We start from the raw sequence: 19,505 nt of genomic DNA, 5'->3' as shown, positions 1-19,505 counted from the left end.
GGTCGGCGCTACCGCTTCTGCTCCTTCCGCGCCGAACAAAAAAGCCGCCCGAAGGCGGCTTTTCATTGCAGCGCAAGCAGCGGTCACCACCAGCCGTAACGGCCGTAGCCCCACGGGCCCCACGGACCCGGACCCGGGCCCCACGGACCGTACGGGTAGGGCACCACATCGACCTGGCGCTGTTCCGGCCACAGATAGATCACATCGGCGGCGAGCTTGGGCAGGCGGTAATCGTACTCGCCGATCTTGACGTTCTCGTAGCCGTCCACGCGGCCGATGAAGGTCACATCGCGGCCTTCTTCGAATACCGCCGGATCATAGAAGCCGGCGCGGCAGGCAACGAAGCGGCCGTCACTGGCATCGGTGGAACTGGTGGTCGGGCGGCCACTGGCGTTGAGCGGGCGCGAAAGCAGCTGGAAGCAGGTCTGGCCCTGGCCCGGCAGCGTTTCGATGATGCGGCCACCCCAGCGCACCGGCGCGCCCACCTGCTGGGTCGCCACGGTATCGCGCGGGGTCACGGCGGCGAACTGGCCCTGCAGCGGCTTCGGTGCCGTCGCGCAGGCCGCCAGCGCCAGAGAGGCAGCCAGGGGAAGCAGAATCTTGATGTTCATGGTGTGGCTCCGGAAGACGGACGATGCCTGCGCAGGTCGGCCAATAATGAAGCGTGGTCGACATGAGTGCCAGCGTAGCGCGCGTGGACGAAACGCTGGCTGAGTGCCAGCAACGCAGGATCGCTCCGCCGGGCGTCAACGCGGCGTGCCCATTCCATGGCAGGCTCCGACGGTTCGCGTGCCAGGCCCTGCTTCGCATAGCGGCGGCCCAGTCGATGCCAGGCGCGCAGCAGCGGGTCGCGCTCGCGTTCGCCGCGGGCCAGCACCCAGGCCATCGCCCCCAGCGCCAGCAGCGCAATCACCACCAGGCTGGAAATCAGCTGTGCTGGCGACAGGTCGGGCATGCCCAGCGGCCGCAGCAGCTGCTGCTGGCGGGTGGCGTCGAAGGACAGCACCATCTCGTTCCAGCCCCTGCGCAGCCAGTCCATCGCCTGCCCGGTCTGCAGCCAGGCCCCCTGCATGCCGCCCGCCTCGGCGCCCAGGCGGTCTTCCAGGGTGTCGTAGATGCGTTCGGGCGCTACGGCGGCGGTGGGGTCCACGCGCACCCAGCCGCGTCCGGGAAGCCACACTTCGGCCCAGGCATGGGCATCCATGCGCCGCACCACCCAGTAGTTGCCGATCGGGTTGCGCACGCCGCCGGCAAAGCCGGTGACCACCCGCGCGGGCACCCCGGCGTTGCGCATCAGCACCACGAACGCAGAGCTGAAGTGTTCACAAAAACCGATCTTCTGATCGAACAGGAACTCGTCCACGGCGTTGCGGCCGGGCAGTTCAGCGTCCAGCGAATAGGCGAATTCGGCGCGGATCCAGTCCAGGCTGCGGCGCACCAGCGCGGCATCGTCGTTGCCTGCTTCGGCGCGCCACTGGCGGGCAAGCGCGGCGGTGCGCGGGTTGAAGCCTTCCGGCAACTGCAGCGACAGCTGGCGCTGCCACGGCGACAAGGACGCGGCGAACACCTGCGGCGGCGCCGACTGCAGCGTCCAGCGGCTCAACGACGCCAGTGGGCGATCGCTGACCAGGCTGTAATCGGCGGTCAGTCGCGCGCCCGCCGGTGCGCTGCCCGGCAGGTCCAGCGCGACCAGCTGGCGGCGGTCGGTGGGTTCGTAGTCGATGGTGTAGTTCCAGCGCTGCGCACCGGCCTGCACCGGAACCGGCGCGCGCTCTTCGTTGCGGCGGTCGCGGATCCAGCTGCGGCCATCGAAGTGGGTCATCACCGGGCCGCGCCAGTAGCGCTGTTCTGCCGCGGGCACCGGTCCGTGGAACTGCGCGCGCAGGGCCGGGGTGTCGTCGGCCATCAGGTCCAGCCACTGGCCGGGTTCCATGCTGTCGGACAGGCCGGGCCGGCTGACCGCGCGGTCCGGCAGGCCCCACAGCGGCTGCGACAGGCGCGGGAACAGCCAGAAGGTGGCCATCGCCAACGGCAGGCCGATCAGCAGCAGGCGCAGCACGCCCTGCACCTGCATACGCAGCGCAGGGGTCGGTGACTGGCCTTCCACCTGCGCCAGCCGCTGCAGCGACAGCAGTGCGCAGGCACCGGCCAGGGTGGCCAGCAGGGTGGTCAATGGCCCTTGGTCGAGCAGGAAGGCGGCGAACGGGGCGAACAGGGCAAACCCGAGCAGGCTGCGCGCATCGCGCAGGGTATGCAGTTCGCTGGACTTGATCGCCAGCATCGCCGCCAGCAGCGCACAGCCGGTATCACGGCCGGGACGGATGCCCATCTGCACGTAGATCAGTGCCAGCATCGCCAGCACCAGCAACAGCCGCACGGTCACCGGCAGCAGGCCACGGCGCGACACCACGGCGGTCAGCAGCGCAACACCGGCGATGGTGGCAGCCAGCACGCTGGGCAGCTGCAGCAGCAATGGCAGCAGGGCCAGCGCGGTGCTGGCCAGGGCCCAGCCACGTGCATGGCGGTCCAGCAGGGAGGGGGCAGGGTCAGTCATGCGGCAGCAGCGCCAGGGCGCGCAGGCAGAGGTGGTGGTGCGAAGCGCCCTGTGCAGGCCCGATGGCCGGCTGGCCCGGCAGTTTCAACGTATAGCGGCGGCCCTCGCGTTCGGCCAGGTCCACCCAGCGCGCAAGCCGGGCGATGCGTTGTTCGGTGTCCAGTCCGTGCAGCTGGCGCCAGTCCAGCATCACTTCGATGCCGGCCGGCTTTTCATACTCGCGCACCAGCAGCGTGTCGCGCCGTGCGGAGTGCTTCCAGGCGATGCTGCGGCGGGGGTCGCCTGCGCGATAGGGGCGCAGTTGATGCAGTTCTTCGCCGGCTGCATCCATCCGGCTGTGCAGCGGGTCACTGCCTTGTTCGGGCAGTCCGGGGCCCTGGTTTTCAGGGTGCGGATACACCAGCAGCGGTTGGTCGGGCCAGAACCACGACCACGCGCGCACCAGGCCCAGCGGCTGGGTGGTGGACAGGCGGATGCGCTCCAGGTCCAGCCATCCGCGCTGTGCAGTGGGCAGCTCCAGTTCGGCTTCCACGCGGCCGCCGGCGGGCACTGCGGTCCAGCTGCGTGCATCGCCGTGGTCCAGCTGCAGGCCCGGGCGGCCGCGCTGTTCGCGCTGGGAAAGCGCAACGCGTACGCGCAGCGGCTGGCCGGCCGCCACCGGTTCGGCGGCGATGGCATCCAGGCTCAGGCCGGAAAGGGTCAGGTGGGCGCTGATCGCACTGGCCGCCGCGGCGCCGGCCAGCAGCAGCGCCAGCAGCAGCGCCGGGTTGTTGTTGTAGTTCAGCGCGCCCAGCAGCATCGCCGCCAGCACCGCGGCCACGAACAGCCCGAACCGCGTGGGCAGCACGTAGATGCGGCGGCGGTCCAGCCGTTGCGGCAGGGTTTCCGGCTGGCGCGGGCGCGCCAGGTTGATCAGCCACTGCCGGCGCGTAGGCACGGGCGCGTTCAATCCACCGGCACCGTCTGCAGGATCGCGCGTGCCAGCGCGGCGCCGGCCGACGACTCGGCTTCGCCGACCAGGCGGTGCCCGGCCACGCCGATGAACAAGGTCTGCACGTCTTCGGGAATGACATGCGCGCGGCCCAGCAGCAGCGCATGGGCCTTCGCCGCACGCAGCAGTGCCAGCCCGGCACGCGGTGACAGGCCGACGCGCACGCCGGCGTGCTGCCGGCTGCGGGTCAGCAGTGCCTGCACGTAATCGATCAGCGCATCGCTGGCATGCACCTGCAGCACCGCCTCGCGCAGTGCGCGCACCTGGTGGTCGTCCAGCTTCGGGGTGGCCCGCGCGATCAGGTCGCGACGGTCCACGCCACGCAGCAGCTCGCGTTCGGCTTCCACGTTGGGATAGCCCATCGCCAGCCGCAGCAGGAACCGGTCCAGCTGCGAATCCGGCAGCGGGAAGGTGCCTGACAGGTCCACCGGGTTCTGCGTGGCGATCACGAAGAACGGATCGGGCAGGGCGTGGGTCTGGCCATCCAGGGTGACCTGCTGTTCGGCCATCGCTTCCAGCAGCGCGCTCTGCGTGCGGGGCGGGGCGCGGTTGATTTCATCGGCCAGCAGCACGTGGGTGAACACCGGGCCGGGATGGAAGGCGAACTCGCGACTGCCCGGATCCAGGATGGACACACCGAGCACGTCGGCGGGCAGCAGGTCGGACGTGAACTGCACGCGCTGGAAGCCCAGCCCCAGGCTGGACGCCAGCGCGTGGGCGAGCGTGGTCTTGCCCAGGCCGGGTAGATCTTCGATCAGCAGATGCCCGCCGGACAGCAGGGCGACGAAGGCCAACCGCACCTCGTGGGCCTTGCCCAGCACCAGGGCGTTGACCTGTTGTTGCGCATCAAGCAGGGCTTGGCGCAGTTCATCGGTTAGCATGCGGGACACGGGGGGCGAAGAATCCATCGTCGTCTCTGGCTAGGTCTTCCTTCGATTCTATAGAGCAATGCAGGGCGAACAACGCGCACGCACGATATTTCTGTGGCTATGGACACTGATCACGGCAGTGAAGCTGGTCGTGGCCGCGCGCCTGCCGTTGTTCGTCGACGAAGCGTTCTACTGGCAGGAAGGCCAGCACCTGGCCGCCGCCTACTCCGACCTGCCGGGACTCACTGCATGGCTGGCACGGCTGGGCGTGGAGATCGGCGGACACCATGTGCTGGCCTTGCGCCTGCCGTTCCTGGCCATCGGTGCGTGGCTGCCGTGGGCGGTATCGCGCATCGCCACGCGCTGGTTCGGCAACGTGGCGGGCTGGCAGGCCGGCAGCCTGACCCTGCTGATGCCGCTGTCGGCCACGCTGGGCATGCTGGCGGTGCCGGACGTGCCCATGGCGATGGCCGCTGTGCTGTGCCTGGGCGCCGGTGCGCGGCTGCTGCGCACCGTCGATGCCGCGGCCGCGATGCGATTGGCGCTGGGCCTGCTGATCGGCGCGCTCAGCCATTACCGTTTCATCGGCGTGATCGCGGTGGGTTTCATCGCGCTGCTGCTGCTGCCGCAGGGCCGCCGCATGCTGCGCGATCCGCGCATCTGGGTGGCGCTGGCGGTGGGCGTGCTGGCGTGGCTGCCGTTGCTGGCATGGAATGCGGACAACCACGAGGCCGGGCTTAAATTCCAGGTGGTCGATCGCCATCCGTGGGATTTCCAATGGACCGGGCTGTGGTTCCTGGTGATCCAGCCGATGCTGGTCACTCCGTTGCTGTGCGTGGCGATGTGGAAAGTGGCCGTGGCCGGCACGCGGGCCGGGGGCGGTGCGCGCGCGCAGTGGCGTTACTTCGGGCTGGTCGGTGGCGTGTCCACGCTGGCGATCTTCGTGCTCGGCTTCTTCACCGACGTGGAACGCATCAGTTTCCATTGGCCGTTGCCGGGCTACCTGGCGCTGCTGGTGGCGGTGCCGGTGGTGCTCAATGGCTGGCCGCGCTGGCTGCGCCGCACCGCATGGTGGATGGCGGGCGCGGGGCTGGCATTGGCCTTCAGTTACTACCTGATGGCGTCCACGCCGCAGCTGCGTGAGCAACTGGCCGGTTACAAGTATTACCCGCGCAATTTCGCCGGTTGGCAGCCGCTGGCCGATGCCGTGCGCGAAGAACTGCAGCAGATGCCGCCGGGCACCAAGGTGTTGGCCGGCAACTTCAAGGTCGGCGCGGAGCTGGGCTTCCAGCTGGGCGATGCGGATATCGCGGTGCTGCCGCATCCGCTCAACGACAAGCACGGGCGCAGCGTGCAGCTGGGCCTGTGGGGACAGCTGCATGACGGCAAGCGCGACGGCCCGATGCTGCTGGTGCTGTCGCCCAGCGACCAGCGTTACCGCGAGCTGCTGGACCGCTATCGCGCCATCTGCGGGCAGGTCGGCCCGCTGCCGCCGCCGCGGGTGGTCAGCAACGACCACGGCTTCCAGCGCTTCCTGCTGTTCCGCTTGCCGGCGCAGCGCGACGAAGGCCCCTGCATCACCCCGGCGATGGCCTGGTTCGATGCGCCGTCCTCCGGTGAGATCGTGGCGGCGGACCTGCACGTGAAGGGCTGGGCGTTCAAGGACGGGGTGGGGCTGTCACGCGTGGAAGTGCTGCTGGACGGGCGGCCGGTGACCGACGCGGTGTATGGACGCAACTTCGACATCCGTTCGGCGTGGCCGCAGTCGACCGATCCGCAGCATCCCAACGTGGGCTTCGACGCGCGCCTGGATACCCGCGCGCTGGCGCCGGGGCGGCACTGGCTGGGCCTGCGCCTGCATGGCCACGATGGCAGCGTGGAGCAGTGGCAGGAACAGCCGTTCGTGGTGCCGACGCGCTGAGGAACCCTGGGTGGTGTGGGTGGGTGACGACCGTTGGTCGTCACGCTGTTGGCCATCGGGAAAGCCCCAGTGACGACCGACGGTCGTCACCCACCAAGGGTATGGCCTCACACGACCCTTAGGCCCGCCTGGCGCAGCAGCGCGCACAGCGCGATCAACGGCAGGCCGACCAGGGCGGTGGGGTCGCGGTTGTCGATGGCCTCGAACAGGGCGATGCCCAGTCCCTCGCACTTGAAGCTGCCGGCGCAGTCCAGCGGCTGTTCGGCCTCTACGTAGCGGGCAATCTCCGCCTCATTCAACACCCGGAAGCGCACCGTGGTGGTATCCAACGCTTGCAGCTGTTCTCCGTCGCGCATGAGACAGATGGCTGTATGGAACTGCACCGCCGCCCCTGACATCCCGGCCAGCTGGGCCCGCGCGGCCTCAGCGGTACCGGGTTTGCCCAGTGGCTGGCCGTGCAGGTCGGCTACCTGGTCCGACCCGATCACCCAGGTGCCCGGATGCCGCCGGGCGACCGCGGCCGCCTTGGCGGCCGCCAGGCGCACCGCCAGCGCGGCCGGAGCCTCGCCGGGCAGCGGCGTTTCGTCCACCTGCGGGCGTGCGCAGTCGAAGGGCAGGCGCAGCCGCTGCAGCAGGTCGCGGCGGTAGGGCGAGGTAGAGGCCAGCAACAGGCTGTTCATGCGTAGAATCAGGGCTCTGGGCCGCCCAGTCTGGCCCGTGGCGGAGGCCCGCCACAAGCCTGAAGCCGCAGGTAATTGACAGCGGCCGCGACGGTCCTTAACATTCAGCGGCTTATGTCCGCGAACGTGCCCGAAACGCTGGATGCTTGGCGGATGGTCGCAGCGCGAAGGCGCTTCGACGGCCAGGTCGATCTGGCTCAATTCACCCGCCTGCAAGGGCTTGTTGCCGATGCTGAAGGCCAGTGCACGTATGCACTGGAATTCTCGCACGACGACATCCTGCGGGTATCCTATGTGGAATTGACCATCGATACCGAGCTGCCGCTGATCTGTCAGCGCAGCCTGCAGCGTTTCCTGCTGCCGGTAAAACTGGTGCAGAAGATCGGCCTGATCCGTGAGGAAGACGAGGAATCGTCCCTTCCGGAAGACTTCGAGGCCCTGCTGGTGCCCGAAGATGGCCAGCTTGTGCCGCTGGAGCTGGTCGAAGACGAACTTGTGTTGGCGGTCCCGGTGGTGCCCCTTTCGCCCGATGGCGAGGCGGTGGACCAGGAATGGGCCCCGACCAAAGAAGAAACCGACAAGGTCAACCCGTTCGCGGCGTTGGCAGCGTTGAAGAAAAAGTAAGGTCGGGCTGGCTCGACCGAGCGAATATGCAGCCGGGTATCGTCGGCGGCTGCGGCGAAAGCGAAAAGTGTGCTGGGCGCTGGCGTCCTGTGCGACGAAACGACGAAGAACATCGAACCGAGTTTGGAGCAATCCCATGGCTGTGCAGAAATCCCGTGTCACCCCGTCCCGCCGCGGTATGCGCCGTGCGCATGACGCCCTGAGCGCAAAGCAGCTGTCGACCGACCCGACCACGGGCGAAGTGCACCTGCGTCACCACATCACTGCCGATGGTTTCTATCGCGGCAAGAAGGTCATCCAGACCAAGACTTCTTCCGTCGAAGAAGATTGATGTGAGTGAAGGCCGCTGCCGTGCAGGCAGCGGCCTTTGCCGTATCCCCCCGGGCACCGGCAACGGCCGCCCGCGCAACAGGAATGTCGATGAGCAAGCGGATCTACTCGAGGATCGCGGGCACCGGTAGCTATTTGCCGGAAAAAGTGCTGACCAACGCCGACCTGGAAAAAATGGTCGAGACGTCGGACGAGTGGATCGTTACGCGCACCGGCATCAAAGAGCGGCATATCGCCGCCGCAGAAGAAACCACCAGCGACCTCGGCTACCACGCCGCGGTGAAAGCGCTGGAGGCGGCCGGCATCGATGCCAGCCAGCTGGACATGATCGTGGTCGGTACCACCACGCCCGATCTGATTTTCCCGTCCACCGCGTGCCTGATCCAGGCCAAGCTCGGTGCGACCGGTTGCCCTGCCTTCGACGTCAACGCGGCCTGTTCCGGCTTCGTGTTCGCGCTGGGCGTGGCCGATAAATTCATTCGTTCCGGTGATGCACGCCATGTGCTGGTCATCGGCGCGGAAACCCTCACCCGTATCGTCGACTGGAACGACCGCACCACCTGCGTGCTGTTCGGCGACGGTGCCGGTGCGGTGGTGCTGAAGGCCGACGAAGAGACCGGCATCCTCAGCACCCACCTGCATTCGGACGGCAGCAAGAAAGAACTGCTGTGGAACCCGGTCGGCGTTTCGGCCGGCTTCGGCGAAGGCGAGCAGGCACGCGGCGCGATCCTGATGAAGGGCAACGACGTGTTCAAGTACGCGGTCAAGGCGCTGGATTCGGTGGTCGACGAGACCCTGGAAGCCAATGCGCTGAGCAAGGCCGACCTGGACTGGTTGATCCCGCACCAGGCCAACCTGCGCATCATCGAAGCCACTGCCAAGCGCCTGGAGATGTCCATGGACCAGGTGGTGGTGACGGTGGACAAGCACGGCAATACCTCCTCGGCTTCGGTGCCGCTGGCGCTGGACCACGCGGTGCGCTCGGGCCGGGTGGAACGCGGCCAGCTGCTGTTGCTGGAGGCCTTCGGTGGCGGCTTCACGTGGGGTTCGGCACTGCTGCGCTATTGATAGCGCCAGTTACGACATCGTTAAAACGTCGTTACGGCCCTTCGGGGCCGTACTGCGTTATGGAGGATCCCCATGGTTGAGCCGATTACCCTCGAAGGGCAACGGGCCTGGTTGAAGCAATACGGCGAAGGCAGCCGCGCGGTCGCGCTGGGCCTGCTGAATTTCGTCGCCCGCCGCTTCCAGCTGGATGCGCTGCGCCCGCCACCGCACCGCGGAGGCGATGCCGCCCGCCAGACCGAAGCGCGCCGGCTGGGCGAGCTGCAGGCGCAGGGCGTGAACGTGCCAACAGTGCTGGGCAGCGGCCATGCCGCGCTGGTGCTGGGCGACAACGGCAGTTCCTTCAATACCTGCCTGCGCGAGGCCGACGATGCCGGCCGCGACGTGCTGGTGTCCGCCGCCATGCAGGCGATGGCCGCCGCGCACGCGCGTGGTGCGTATTTCGGCCAGCCGCTGCCGCGCAACCTGACCTGGGACGGGCAGAACGTAGGCTTCATCGATTTCGAAGAAGACCCGCTGGAAGTGATGGACCTGGACCAGGCGCAGGCCCGCGACTGGCTGATGTTCGGCTATGGCGTGGCCAAGTACTACGCCGATCGCCCGCAGCAGCTGCAGGCGATGATGGCCGAAGCGATGGACGGTGCGCAGGCGCCGGTGCGCGAGCACGCGCATGCGGTGACCGGGCGGCTGCAGCGCTTGGCCAAGGCCAGCATGGGCATCGGCCGTTCGGCGCGCGCGCTGGCCCACGCCATCCTGATCGTGCATGGCGCAACCACGCTGGGCGTGCTGATGGTGCTGGTGGTGTGCGTGGACTGGTTCGCCGATGGCCAGCTGGACCTGCTGGAACTGCTGACCTGACACCGGGTAGTGACGGCCGCTGGCCGTCATTCCCGCACCGGGCGGGTACTGGGTTGACGGCCAGCGGCCGTCACTACCACCTTGCCTGCATACGCGCACGTACAGACGGCAGGCGGCAATCGCCTTTATCATGGCCCGCTTCGATTCAAACCAGGCGGATGACCGCGTGACTGATTCCACTCTTGCTTTCGTTTTCCCCGGCCAGGGCTCGCAGTCCGTGGGCATGCTGGCCGAGCTGGCCGAGCTGCACCCGCAGGTGCGTGAAGCCTTCACGGAAGCATCCGATGGTGCCGGCGTCGACCTGTGGGCACTGTCCCAGGGCGGCCCGGAGGAAATGCTCAACCGCACCGAATACACCCAGCCGGCCCTGCTGGCCGCCAGCATCGGCGTGTGGCGTACCTGGAAGGCACTGGGCGGCGCGCAGCCGTCGCTGCTGTCCGGCCACAGCCTGGGCGAATACTCCGCGCTGGTCGCTGCCGGTGCCCTGACCCTGCACGACGGTGCGCACCTGGTGCGCCTGCGTGGCCAGTTCATGCAGGACGCCGCACCGGCGGGCGTGGGCGCGATGGCCGCCGTGCTCGGCGCCGAAGACGCACTGGTGCTGGAGGTGTGCAAGGAAGCGGCCGGCAGCCAGGTGCTGGTGCCCGCCAACTACAACTCGCCCGGCCAGATCGTCATCGGTGGCGACGCCGCCGCAGTGGATCGCGCGCTGGCGCTGCTCGCTGAAAAGGGCGTGCGCAAGGCGGTGAAGCTGGCCGTCAGCGTGCCTTCGCACACCCCGTTGATGCGCGAAGCCGCCAACCGCCTGGCCGAAACCATGGCTGGCCTTTCCTGGCAGGCGCCGCAGCTGCCGGTGGTGCAGAACGTCGACGCCCAGGTGCACGACGGCGTGGACGCCATCGCCGCCGCGCTGGTGCAGCAGCTGTACCAGCCGGTGCAGTGGACCGGCTGCGTGCAGGCGCTGGCCGCGCGTGGCATCACCCGTATCGCCGAATGCGGCCCGGGCAAGGTGCTGACCGGCCTGGTCAAGCGCATCGACAAGACCATCGACGGCCGCTCGCTGGCCACCCCGGGCGATGTCGAAGCCGCCCGCGAGGCATGGTCGGCCTGACCCCCATCCCGTTGCCCGCCTGCGTCGTGCCCCCCGGCATGGCGCCGCGCGCGGGCGACCGCACCATTCGAGGACAGCATCATGAGCAAGCCCCTGCAGGGTGAAATCGCACTGGTCACCGGCGCAAGCCGCGGTATCGGTGCCGCCATCGCCGACCTGCTGGCCGCCCAGGGCGCCACGGTCATCGGCACGGCCACCACCGATTCCGGTGCCGCCGCCATCGGCGAGCGCCTGGCCGCGCAGGGTGGCCACGGCCGCGCGCTGAATGTCACCGATGCCGCCGCACTGGAAACCGTGCTGGCCGACATCGCCAAGGAATTCGGTGCGATCAGCATCCTGGTCAACAACGCCGGCATTACCCGCGACAACCTGCTGATGCGCATGAAGGACGAGGACTGGGCGTCGATCATCGACACCAACCTGACCAGCGTGTTCCGCACCAGCAAGGCGGTCATGCGCGGCATGATGAAGGCGCGCAAGGGCCGCATCATCAACATCGCTTCGGTGGTGGGGGTGACCGGCAACGCCGGCCAGGCCAACTACGCCGCCGCCAAGGCCGGCATCATCGGTTTCTCCAAGTCGCTGGCCAAGGAAATCGGCTCGCGCGGGGTCACCGTGAACGTGGTGGCGCCCGGCTTCATCGACACCGACATGACCAAGGCGTTGACCGACGAAGCGCGTGCCGCGCTGGTCAACAGCATCGCCCTGGAACGCCTGGGGTCGCCGGAGGATATCGCCCATGCGGTGGCCTTCCTGGCCGGTCCGGCAGCCAACTACATCACCGGAGAGACACTCCATGTGAACGGCGGGATGTACATGCCGTAAGCACGGGGCGCACGGAGCGCGCCGCAAGTGGTTGATCTGGATGGCGTTTTGCTTGCATGCAAGGCGCCGCCGGTTTCCACTACACTATCCCACGGCCATCGTCTGCGATGGCGTCTTTTTGAACCACTACTCCATCTGGAGCAATACCCCATGAGCACCATCGAAGAACGCGTCAAGAAAATCGTCGTCGAACAGCTTGGCGTCAAGGAAGAAGAAGTCACCACCAGCGCATCGTTCGTCGATGACCTGGGCGCAGACTCGCTGGACACCGTCGAGCTGGTGATGGCGCTGGAAGAAGAGTTCGAGTGCGAAATCCCGGACGAAGAAGCCGAGAAGATCACCACCGTGCAGGCGGCGATCGACTACATCAAGTCGCACACCAAGGCCTGATGCAAGGCGGCTGGTGCGCGGCGGCGGCTCGACCGTAACCGCGCACGGCATCCCATGGGGCCGCGAATGCGGCCCTGTGTATTTGCGCTGCTGCATACGGGCGCGGATCCAATTACGTTCCACCCCGTGTCATACCCGCACTACTTCCGGGTCAGGAGAGAGCAATGAAGCGTCGCGTCGTCGTTACCGGCATGGGCATGGTTTCGCCTCTGGGCAATGACCTGGCCAGCAGTTGGCAGGGCATCACCGCAGGCCGTTCGGGCATCGGTCCGCTGACCAACGTTGCCGACGCCTACCTGGACCGTTTCACCACCAAGATTGCAGGTGAGGTCAAGGATTTCGACATCACCGCCGACAACCCACTGTTCGGCAAGTACCGTGTGTCCGGCAAGGACGCCAAGAAGATGGACCCCTTCATCCACTACGGCCTGGGCGCGTCCTTCATGGCGCTGGCCGATTCGGGTCTTGAAATCAACGAAGGCAATGCCGAGCGCATTGGCGCCATCGTCGGCGCCGGCATCGGCGGCCTGCTGGGCATCGAAGAACAGACCATCGACTTCCACGAAGGGAAGAAGATCTCGCCGTTCTACGTGCCCAAGACCATCATCAACATGCTGCCGGGCCAGCTGAGCATCATCGCCGGGCTGAAGGGTCCGTCGTTCTCGGCGGTGTCCGCGTGCGCGACCTCCAACCATTCCATCGGTACGGCGATGCGCATGATCCAGTACGGCGATGCCGACGTGATGGTCGCCGGTGGTGCCGAACGTGGCTCCTCGCCGACCGCGCTGGGCGGCTTCTGCGCGATGAAGGCGATGTCCACCCGCAACGATGACCCAACCGCAGCCTCGCGTCCGTGGGACAAGGACCGCGACGGCTTCGTACTGGGCGACGGTGCCGGCATCCTGATCCTGGAAGAGTACGAGCACGCCAAGGCGCGCGGCGCGAAGATCTACTGCGAGCTGGCCGGCTTCGGCGCCAGTTCCGATGCGTACCACATGACCGCACCGGCAGAGAGCGGCGAAGGCGCCGCACGCTGCATGGTCGCGGCGATGAAGGACGCCGGCGTCAACCCGGACCAGGTCGGTTACCTCAACGCGCATGGCACCTCCACGCCGCTGGGTGATCTGGGCGAAACCATGGCGATGAAGACCGCCTTCGGCGACCACGCGTACAAGATGCTGGTCAGCTCCACCAAGTCGATGACCGGCCACCTGCTGGGTGCCGCTGGCGGCGTGGAAGCCATCTTCTCGGTGCTGGCGCTGCAGGACGGCGTGATTCCGCCGACCATCAACCTGCAGCAGCCGGGCGAAGGCTGCGACCTGGACTACGTGCCCAACGAAGCACGCCAGGCCAAGGTGGACGTGGTGATGTCCAACGGCTTCGGCTTCGGCGGCACCAACGGCACGCTGGTGTTCAAGCGCGTCTGAGGTTTGTCCAGCTCTGGTAGCGCCGAGCCATGCTCGGCGAGCGCAGCGGCACGCGTGACCGCAACAGCCGCCGAGCATGGCTCGGCGCTACCGTCACCCGTCACCCCGCGCCCGACACCTCATCTTCCAGGCGCTGCGCCGACATGTCCGACCCGATCCTGATCCAGCCCCTGGACACCCCTGCCGATCTGCTCGCCCTGCAGCAGGCCGACCCGGCGCGTTTCCCGCTGCTGATGGAATCGACCGCGTCGGGCACCGCCCAAGGCCGCTGGGACCTGCTGCTGGTGGCGGGCGAGGCGTTCCTGCGGCTGGATGCCGATGGCATCGTCCGCGATCATGCCGGCCACGCCCACGCAGGGGCCTTCCTGGACCTGCTGGACAGCGCCTGGCAGGCAGAGCGCCTGCCCCCCGCGCTGGGCCCGACGCTGCCCTTCCGGGGAGGCTGGGCGCTGCTGCTGGACTACGAAGTGGCCAGCCAGATTGAAACCGTGCTGCCGCCGATGGCGCGCGCCGATGGCCAGCCCACCGCGCTGGCGCTGCGCTGCCCCGCCGCCGTGCTGCACGACCACCTGGAACAACGCAGCTACCTGGTGGCCGAAGCGGGCCAGCAGGCGCTGCTGGCCACGCTGCAGGCGCAGCTTGCCGCCGGCGTGCCGGCCGCAGGGCAGGGCTGGCAGCCGCCGGTCAGCGTGGAAGAAGACGCGCCTGCGCGCTTCACCGACGGCGTGCGCCGGGTGATCGATTACCTGCTGGCCGGCGACGTGTTCCAGGTGAACCTGTCGCGCCGCTGGTGCGCGCGCTTTGCCGATGCGGTGAGCCCGCAGGCGCTGTACGCCCAGCTGCGCCGCGCCAACCCGGCACCGTTTGCTGGCCTGTTCACCGGCCACGGGCGCCACGTGGTGAGCTCATCACCGGAACGGCTGGTGTCGGTGCACGGCGGCCACGCGCAGACCCGCCCGATCGCCGGTACCCGCCCGCGCTTCGACGGCGACGACGATGCCGCGCGCATCCAGGAACTGGTCGGCCACCCGAAGGAGCGCGCCGAACACGTGATGCTGATCGACCTGGAGCGCAACGACCTGGGCCGCATCTGCACGCCGGGCAGCGTGGTGGTGGACGAACTGATGACCGTGGAAAGCTATGCCCACGTGCACCACATCGTCAGCAATGTCAGCGGCACCCTGCGCGATGACGTCACCCCAGGACAGGTGATCGCCGCGACCTTCCCCGGCGGCACCATCACCGGCTGCCCGAAGGTGCGCTGCATGCAGATCATCAGCGAACTGGAGCAGGTGCCGCGCGGCGCCTACACCGGCGCCTTCGGCTGGCTGAACCGCGACGGCGACCTGGACCTGAACATCCTGATCCGCACCGCCGAAGTAGCAGGCAACGAAGTCAGCTTCCGCACCGGCGCCGGCATCGTGGTCGATTCGGACCCGGACAAGGAACTGGACGAAACCCGCGCCAAAGCCCGCGGTTTGATGCGTGCCCTCGGCCAGCAAGGCTGACCGGTGGTGACGGCCGCTGGCCGTCAAGAAGTGCCGGTAGTGACGGCCGCTGGCCGTCAAGAAGTGCCGGTAGTGACGGCCGCTGGCCGTCAAGAAGGGCCGGTAGTGACGGCCGCTGGCCGTCAGCTCCAGCCCCGCCTGCGCTCTCGCCGGGCACGGCTCGGCGCTGCACGTTCGCGGTATCCTGCTCACCTGAATAATTCTTCGAGGTAATCCATGGCGGCAGCCAAGCGCGGATGTCTGATGGTAGTGACCGTCCTGGTGCTGTTCGGTGCAATAGCCGTAGGCGCCGGCGCATGGTTCTTCTACCAGCAGGGCCAGTTCGCCGACCGCCCGCTGAGCCCCAGCCAGGACAGCATGGTCATCGCCAGCGGCGATGGCTTCAGCACCGTGCTCGGCAAGCTGCGCGACGCCGGCGTGGACGAAGGCCAGGACGCGCAATGGCAGCTGCTCGCCCGCCAGATGGACGCCGCCGGCAAGCTGAAGGTCGGCGAGTACGCGCTGGACGCCACCCTGACCCCGCGCGAGCTGCTGACCCGCATGCGCCAGGGCCGCGTGCTGCAGCACCGTGTCACCCTCATCGAAGGCTGGAACATCCGCCAGGTGCGCGCCGCGCTCAAGCGTGCCGAACCGCTGGTGCACACCACCGATGAACTGGATGACGCCGCGCTGATGCAGCGCCTCGGCTTCGGCGGCCAGCACCCCGAAGGCCGCTTCCTGCCGGAGACCTACGTTTACCAGCGCGGCGACACCGACGTGGATGTGCTCAAGCGCGCCCATGAGGCGATGGAAAAAGCGCTCACCGAAGCCTGGGATTCGCGCGCCGACGGCCTGCCGATCAACTCGCCGTACGAGCTGCTGACGCTGGCTTCCATCATCGAAAAAGAAACCGCGCTGGCCAGCGAGCGCCCGCAGATTGCCGGCGTGTTCGCGCGCCGCCTGAAGATGGGCATGCGCCTGCAGACCGATCCCACGGTGATCTACGGCATCGGCCCGGCCTACGACGGCAACATCCGCCGCGTGCACCTGACCACCGATACGCCGTACAACACGTACACCCGCGCCGGGCTGACCCCCACGCCCATCGCCATGCCCAGCCGCGACGCGCTGAACGCCGCCGCGCAGCCCGCACCGGGCGATGCGCTGTACTTCGTCGCCGTCGGCGATGGCAGTGGCGCGCACATTTTTTCGGCCAGCTATGCAGAGCACAACGTCGCCGTGGCGCGTTACCTGCAGCAGCTGCGCCAGAACCGCATCAAGGAGAACCAAGCGCAATGAGTGCCGCGCTGCTGCGCCACCCGCGTCTGATCAGCCTGGAAGGCGGCGAAGGCGCGGGCAAGACCACCGCCATCAATGCCATCCACGCCTGCCTGCGCGCGCATGGACACGAGGTCGTGCTGACCCGCGAACCGGGCGGCACGCCGCTGGCCGAACGCATCCGCGCGCTGGTGCTGAAGCCCGATGAAGCGATCGCCGGTGAGCCGTTGAGCGCCGAAGCCGAACTGCTGCTGGTGTTCGCCGCACGCGCCCAGCACGTGCGCCAGGTGATCCAGCCGGCACTGCGCCGTGGTGCCTTCGTGCTGACCGACCGCTTCACCGATTCCAGTTACGCCTACCAGGGCGGCGGGCGCGGGCTGGATGCCACGTGGATCGCCGACCTGGAACGCCGCGTGGTCGGCCTGCTGCCGGGCCTGACCCTGCTGCTGGACGTGGACGTGGAAACCGGGCGTGCGCGCGCCAACGGCCGCGACCTGTGGCCGGACCGCATCGAAAGCGAACAGGACGATTTCTTCCAGCGCGTGCGCGCGGTCTTCCGCGAACGTGCGCAGCAGGATCCGCAGCGCTTCGCGCTGGTCGACGCCAGCCAGGTGCAGCAGCAGGTAGCAGCCGATGTAGTGGCCCGCGTGGAGCAGTTCCTGCACAACGGGGAGGGCGCATGAGCGCTACCGGAAAGGCCGCATTTTCGCCGTGGCAGCAGCGCGCCTATGACCAGATGATCGCCGCGCTGGACGCCGGCCGGCTGGGCCATGGCCTGCTGATCTGCGGACCGGCCGGGCTCGGCCAACGTGCCGTGGCCGATGCACTGGCCGAACACGTGCTCACCCAGGGCGGTGGCCCGCAGGCCGACCGTGCGCGCCAGCTGATATCGTCCGGCACCCATCCGGACCTGCAGATCATCAGCTTCATCCCCAACAAGAGCGGCGACAAGCTGCGCACCGAGATCGTCATCGAGCAGGTGCGCGAGATCGGCCAGAAGCTCTCGCTGACCCCGCAGTACGGCATCGCCCAGGTGGTGATCGTGGACCCGGCCGATGCGATCAACCGCGCGGCCTGCAATGCCCTGCTGAAGACGCTGGAAGAACCGCAGCCCGGCCGCTACCTGTGGCTGGTGAGCAGCGACCCGGCGCGCCTGCCGCAGACCGTGCGCAGCCGCTGCCAGCGGCTGGAGTTCAAGCTGCCGCCGCGCGAAGAAGCACTGGCGTGGCTGCAGCAGCAGGGCCACCGCGAGGACGATGCGATGGAGGCGCTGGACGCCGCGCGCGGCCATCCCGGGCTAGCCGACTCCTGGCTGCGCGAAGAAGGCCTGGAGCTGCGCCGCGAGGTCACCAAGGACCTGGAATCACTGGCCGCCGGTCGCACCGGCGCGGTGGCGCTGGCTCAGAAATGGGCCGGTGACGAGGACGCCGCGCTGCGGCTGCGCTTTGCCGCCGACCTGGCGCTGTCGATGGCCAGCAGCGATGGCTTGACCGCGCCGGAACGTTTGAACAAGCTGGCAGCCTGGTTCGACGCTGCCAACCGGACCCGCGACCTGCTGCGCACCACCGTGCGTGCGGACCTGGCCGTGGTAGAACTGTTGCTGGCCTGGAACAAGGTCAACGAACGGCAGCACCCAAGGGGTAATCGATGAGCGCCACCAACGCCCGACAGGGCATCCTGTCCCTTGCCGTAAAGGACAAGGCCGCGCTTTATGGCGCCTACATGCCGTTCGTGAAGAACGGCGGGGTGTTCGTGCCCACGCCGAAGCGCTATTTCCTCGGCGACGAGGTGTTCCTGCTGCTGACCCTGCCCGATTCCAGCGAGCGCCTGCCGGTCGCCGGCAAGGTGATCTGGGTGACCCCGGCAGGGGCCCAGGGCAACCGGCCTTCGGGCATCGGCGTGCAGCTGGCGGACGGACAGGAAGGCGAGGCGGTACGGCACAAGATCGAGACGCTGCTGGCCGGCCTGACCTCTTCGGAAAAGCCGACGCACACGATGTGAAGAAGTGATCTGAAAAGTGTTGACGCTCTCGGGAAAGCCCCTATAATGAGCGGCTCAGCAGCATCGGGCGGTTAGCTCAGCGGTAGAGCATTGCCTTCACACGGCAAGGGTCACAAGTTCGAACCTTGTACCGCCCACCATATTCAAGTGTTGCACGAAAACCGGCCTTGGCCGGTTTTTTCGTATGCGCTTGATACGTGCGAAAGGCAGGCGATTATCAGCGTACGCGAGGGTGCATATCCGCCACAGCCGCCGACGGAGTGCAGCGATGCAGCAAGCCTGACGGGGCTTGCATTGTATCGTGTATCGGTATACGATACATTCGCCCTGGTGAAGGAGGGCCGATGCTCAAATCATTTGCGAACAAAGACACGGAACAATTCGCCCAAGGCAGACGTGTAAAGGCTTGGGTGAACATTGAACGACAGATTCAACGCAAACTGGATTATCTCAAGGCCGCGGTCGAGCTGGACGACTTGAGAGCCCCGCCGGGCAACCGATTGGAGGCCTTGAAAGGCGACCGGAATGGGCAGTTCAGCATCAGGGTCAATGACCAGTATCGAATCTGTTTCAGATGGAAAGGCGGCGATGCCTACGATGTAGAGGTCACCGACTACCACTGAGGAGCGCGGCAGCGGCGGGCAAACTTTCGGTGCTGCCGAGAGGGCCTCTCGGCCCAACCACCCTTGGGTCAGAGAAGACTTGGACCCCTTCAAGGAGGCGCTACAGGCCCACACCTGTAGCAAAAATAGATCATGAAGAACGCTATCGCGAACAAGAATGTCGCCAACGCGCTCCCGCCGGTCCACCCTGGTGAAATTCTGGCGGAAGAATTCCTGTCCCCATTGAATATGTCTGCACGCGCGCTGGCGGCAGCAATTGATGTAACGCCTGCCCGCGTCTCTGACATCATTGCCGGACGCCGTGGCATCACCGCCGATACCGCTCTGCGCTTGGGGCGCTATTTCGGCACGACCGCCCAGGTATGGCTGAACCTGCAGACCAATTACGATCTGGCGATCGCCAGCGTCGAGCTGGCTGAAACGATCGAACATATCCGCCCACGGGCGGCATGACCGGATAGTTCAGCGGTG

21 protein-coding genes and 1 tRNA gene are annotated in these 19,505 nt (G+C 67.4%); 17 read left to right on the top strand and 5 right to left on the bottom strand.

Going from position 1 to position 19,505, the window contains the following annotated elements; genetic code table 11:
• Positions 1-83 precede the first annotated feature (83 nt).
• The 4 genes from ABB28_RS01665 to ABB28_RS01650 are packed head-to-tail and all read right to left on the bottom strand — an operon-like array spanning position 84 to position 4,453.
• The gene (locus ABB28_RS01665) at positions 84-611 is read right to left on the bottom strand and encodes a Slp family lipoprotein (protein WP_057506959.1); all 528 of its coding nucleotides are present in this window, start codon (positions 609-611) and stop codon (positions 84-86) included.
• A complete protein-coding gene (locus ABB28_RS01660) occupies positions 608-2,554 on the bottom strand; it encodes a transglutaminase TgpA family protein (protein ID WP_057506958.1) in 1,947 nt (648 codons plus the stop codon). The genes ABB28_RS01665 and ABB28_RS01660 overlap by 4 nt, the downstream gene beginning before the upstream one ends.
• Complete coding sequence (locus tag ABB28_RS01655) at positions 2,547-3,491, bottom strand: DUF58 domain-containing protein (protein ID WP_057506957.1); 945 nt, start codon at positions 3,489-3,491, stop codon at positions 2,547-2,549. Before ABB28_RS01655 ends, ABB28_RS01660 begins: the two co-directional genes overlap by 8 nt.
• A gap of 8 nt (positions 3,492-3,499) precedes the next feature.
• The gene (locus ABB28_RS01650) at positions 3,500-4,453 is read right to left on the bottom strand and encodes an AAA family ATPase (RefSeq protein WP_057506956.1); all 954 of its coding nucleotides are present in this window, start codon (positions 4,451-4,453) and stop codon (positions 3,500-3,502) included.
• A 40-nt stretch (positions 4,454-4,493) separates the two neighbouring features.
• Between ABB28_RS01650 and ABB28_RS01645 the strand changes: the two genes are divergently transcribed.
• Positions 4,494-6,335 (top strand): ArnT family glycosyltransferase, encoded by a 1,842-nt coding sequence (locus ABB28_RS01645; RefSeq protein ID WP_057506955.1) that lies wholly within the window; start codon positions 4,494-4,496, stop codon positions 6,333-6,335.
• Between the two features lie 107 nt (positions 6,336-6,442).
• Here the strand turns inward: ABB28_RS01645 and ABB28_RS01640 are convergent, their stop codons facing one another.
• Positions 6,443-7,015: a Maf family protein gene (locus ABB28_RS01640; protein WP_057506954.1), complete on the bottom strand. Its 573-nt coding sequence runs from the start codon at positions 7,013-7,015 to the stop codon at positions 6,443-6,445.
• Positions 7,016-7,129: 114 nt separating this feature from the next.
• On the opposite strand from ABB28_RS01640, the gene ABB28_RS01635 reads away from it, so the two are divergent.
• From ABB28_RS01635 to ABB28_RS01560, 16 genes are all read left to right on the top strand, one after another.
• On the top strand, positions 7,130-7,639 hold the full coding sequence (locus tag ABB28_RS01635) for a YceD family protein (protein ID WP_042613379.1): 510 nt from the start codon (positions 7,130-7,132) through the stop codon (positions 7,637-7,639).
• A gap of 136 nt (positions 7,640-7,775) precedes the next feature.
• Complete coding sequence (gene rpmF / locus ABB28_RS01630; protein WP_042613380.1) at positions 7,776-7,970, top strand: 50S ribosomal protein L32; 195 nt, start codon at positions 7,776-7,778, stop codon at positions 7,968-7,970.
• Between the two features lie 89 nt (positions 7,971-8,059).
• Positions 8,060-9,037 carry a beta-ketoacyl-ACP synthase III gene (locus ABB28_RS01625; RefSeq protein ID WP_057506953.1) on the top strand — a complete coding sequence of 326 codons (978 nt, stop codon included), beginning with the start codon at positions 8,060-8,062 and terminating at the stop codon, positions 9,035-9,037.
• Between the two features lie 72 nt (positions 9,038-9,109).
• The gene (locus ABB28_RS01620) at positions 9,110-9,892 is read left to right on the top strand and encodes a BUD32 family EKC/KEOPS complex subunit (protein WP_057506952.1); all 783 of its coding nucleotides are present in this window, start codon (positions 9,110-9,112) and stop codon (positions 9,890-9,892) included.
• A 166-nt stretch (positions 9,893-10,058) separates the two neighbouring features.
• On the top strand, positions 10,059-11,003 hold the full coding sequence (gene fabD, locus ABB28_RS01615) for an ACP S-malonyltransferase (protein ID WP_057507024.1): 945 nt from the start codon (positions 10,059-10,061) through the stop codon (positions 11,001-11,003).
• Between the two features lie 81 nt (positions 11,004-11,084).
• Entirely contained in the window at positions 11,085-11,828 is a 744-nt protein-coding gene (gene fabG / locus ABB28_RS01610) for a 3-oxoacyl-ACP reductase FabG (protein WP_057506951.1), read from the top strand.
• A gap of 150 nt (positions 11,829-11,978) precedes the next feature.
• Positions 11,979-12,218: an acyl carrier protein gene (gene acpP / locus ABB28_RS01605; RefSeq protein ID WP_057506950.1), complete on the top strand. Its 240-nt coding sequence runs from the start codon at positions 11,979-11,981 to the stop codon at positions 12,216-12,218.
• 164 nt (positions 12,219-12,382) lie between these two features.
• A complete protein-coding gene (gene fabF / locus ABB28_RS01600) occupies positions 12,383-13,645 on the top strand; it encodes a beta-ketoacyl-ACP synthase II (RefSeq protein ID WP_057506949.1) in 1,263 nt (420 codons plus the stop codon).
• A 143-nt stretch (positions 13,646-13,788) separates the two neighbouring features.
• Complete coding sequence (locus ABB28_RS01595) at positions 13,789-15,153, top strand: aminodeoxychorismate synthase component I (RefSeq protein ID WP_057506948.1); 1,365 nt, start codon at positions 13,789-13,791, stop codon at positions 15,151-15,153.
• Positions 15,154-15,369: 216 nt separating this feature from the next.
• Positions 15,370-16,431 (top strand): endolytic transglycosylase MltG, encoded by a 1,062-nt coding sequence (gene mltG, locus ABB28_RS01590; protein WP_057506947.1) that lies wholly within the window; start codon positions 15,370-15,372, stop codon positions 16,429-16,431.
• Positions 16,428-17,093 (top strand): dTMP kinase, encoded by a 666-nt coding sequence (gene tmk, locus ABB28_RS01585; RefSeq protein WP_057506946.1) that lies wholly within the window; start codon positions 16,428-16,430, stop codon positions 17,091-17,093. The genes mltG and tmk overlap by 4 nt, the downstream gene beginning before the upstream one ends.
• A complete protein-coding gene (locus ABB28_RS01580) occupies positions 17,090-18,061 on the top strand; it encodes a DNA polymerase III subunit delta' (protein ID WP_057506945.1) in 972 nt (323 codons plus the stop codon). Before tmk ends, ABB28_RS01580 begins: the two co-directional genes overlap by 4 nt.
• Positions 18,058-18,411 carry a PilZ domain-containing protein gene (locus tag ABB28_RS01575; protein WP_057506944.1) on the top strand — a complete coding sequence of 118 codons (354 nt, stop codon included), beginning with the start codon at positions 18,058-18,060 and terminating at the stop codon, positions 18,409-18,411. The genes ABB28_RS01580 and ABB28_RS01575 overlap by 4 nt, the downstream gene beginning before the upstream one ends.
• Before the next feature lie 65 nt (positions 18,412-18,476).
• Positions 18,477-18,551 (top strand) — tRNA-Val (locus ABB28_RS01570).
• A gap of 204 nt (positions 18,552-18,755) precedes the next feature.
• The gene (locus tag ABB28_RS01565) at positions 18,756-19,034 is read left to right on the top strand and encodes a type II toxin-antitoxin system RelE/ParE family toxin (protein WP_057506943.1); all 279 of its coding nucleotides are present in this window, start codon (positions 18,756-18,758) and stop codon (positions 19,032-19,034) included.
• 132 nt (positions 19,035-19,166) lie between these two features.
• On the top strand, positions 19,167-19,487 hold the full coding sequence (locus ABB28_RS01560; RefSeq protein ID WP_057506942.1) for a HigA family addiction module antitoxin: 321 nt from the start codon (positions 19,167-19,169) through the stop codon (positions 19,485-19,487).
• The last annotated feature ends 18 nt before the right edge of the window (positions 19,488-19,505 follow it).

It is taken from the genome of Stenotrophomonas chelatiphaga (assembly GCF_001431535.1).
GTDB classification, from domain to species: domain Bacteria; phylum Pseudomonadota; class Gammaproteobacteria; order Xanthomonadales; family Xanthomonadaceae; genus Stenotrophomonas; species Stenotrophomonas chelatiphaga.
This window is presented reverse-complemented; position numbering and strand designations above follow the sequence as displayed.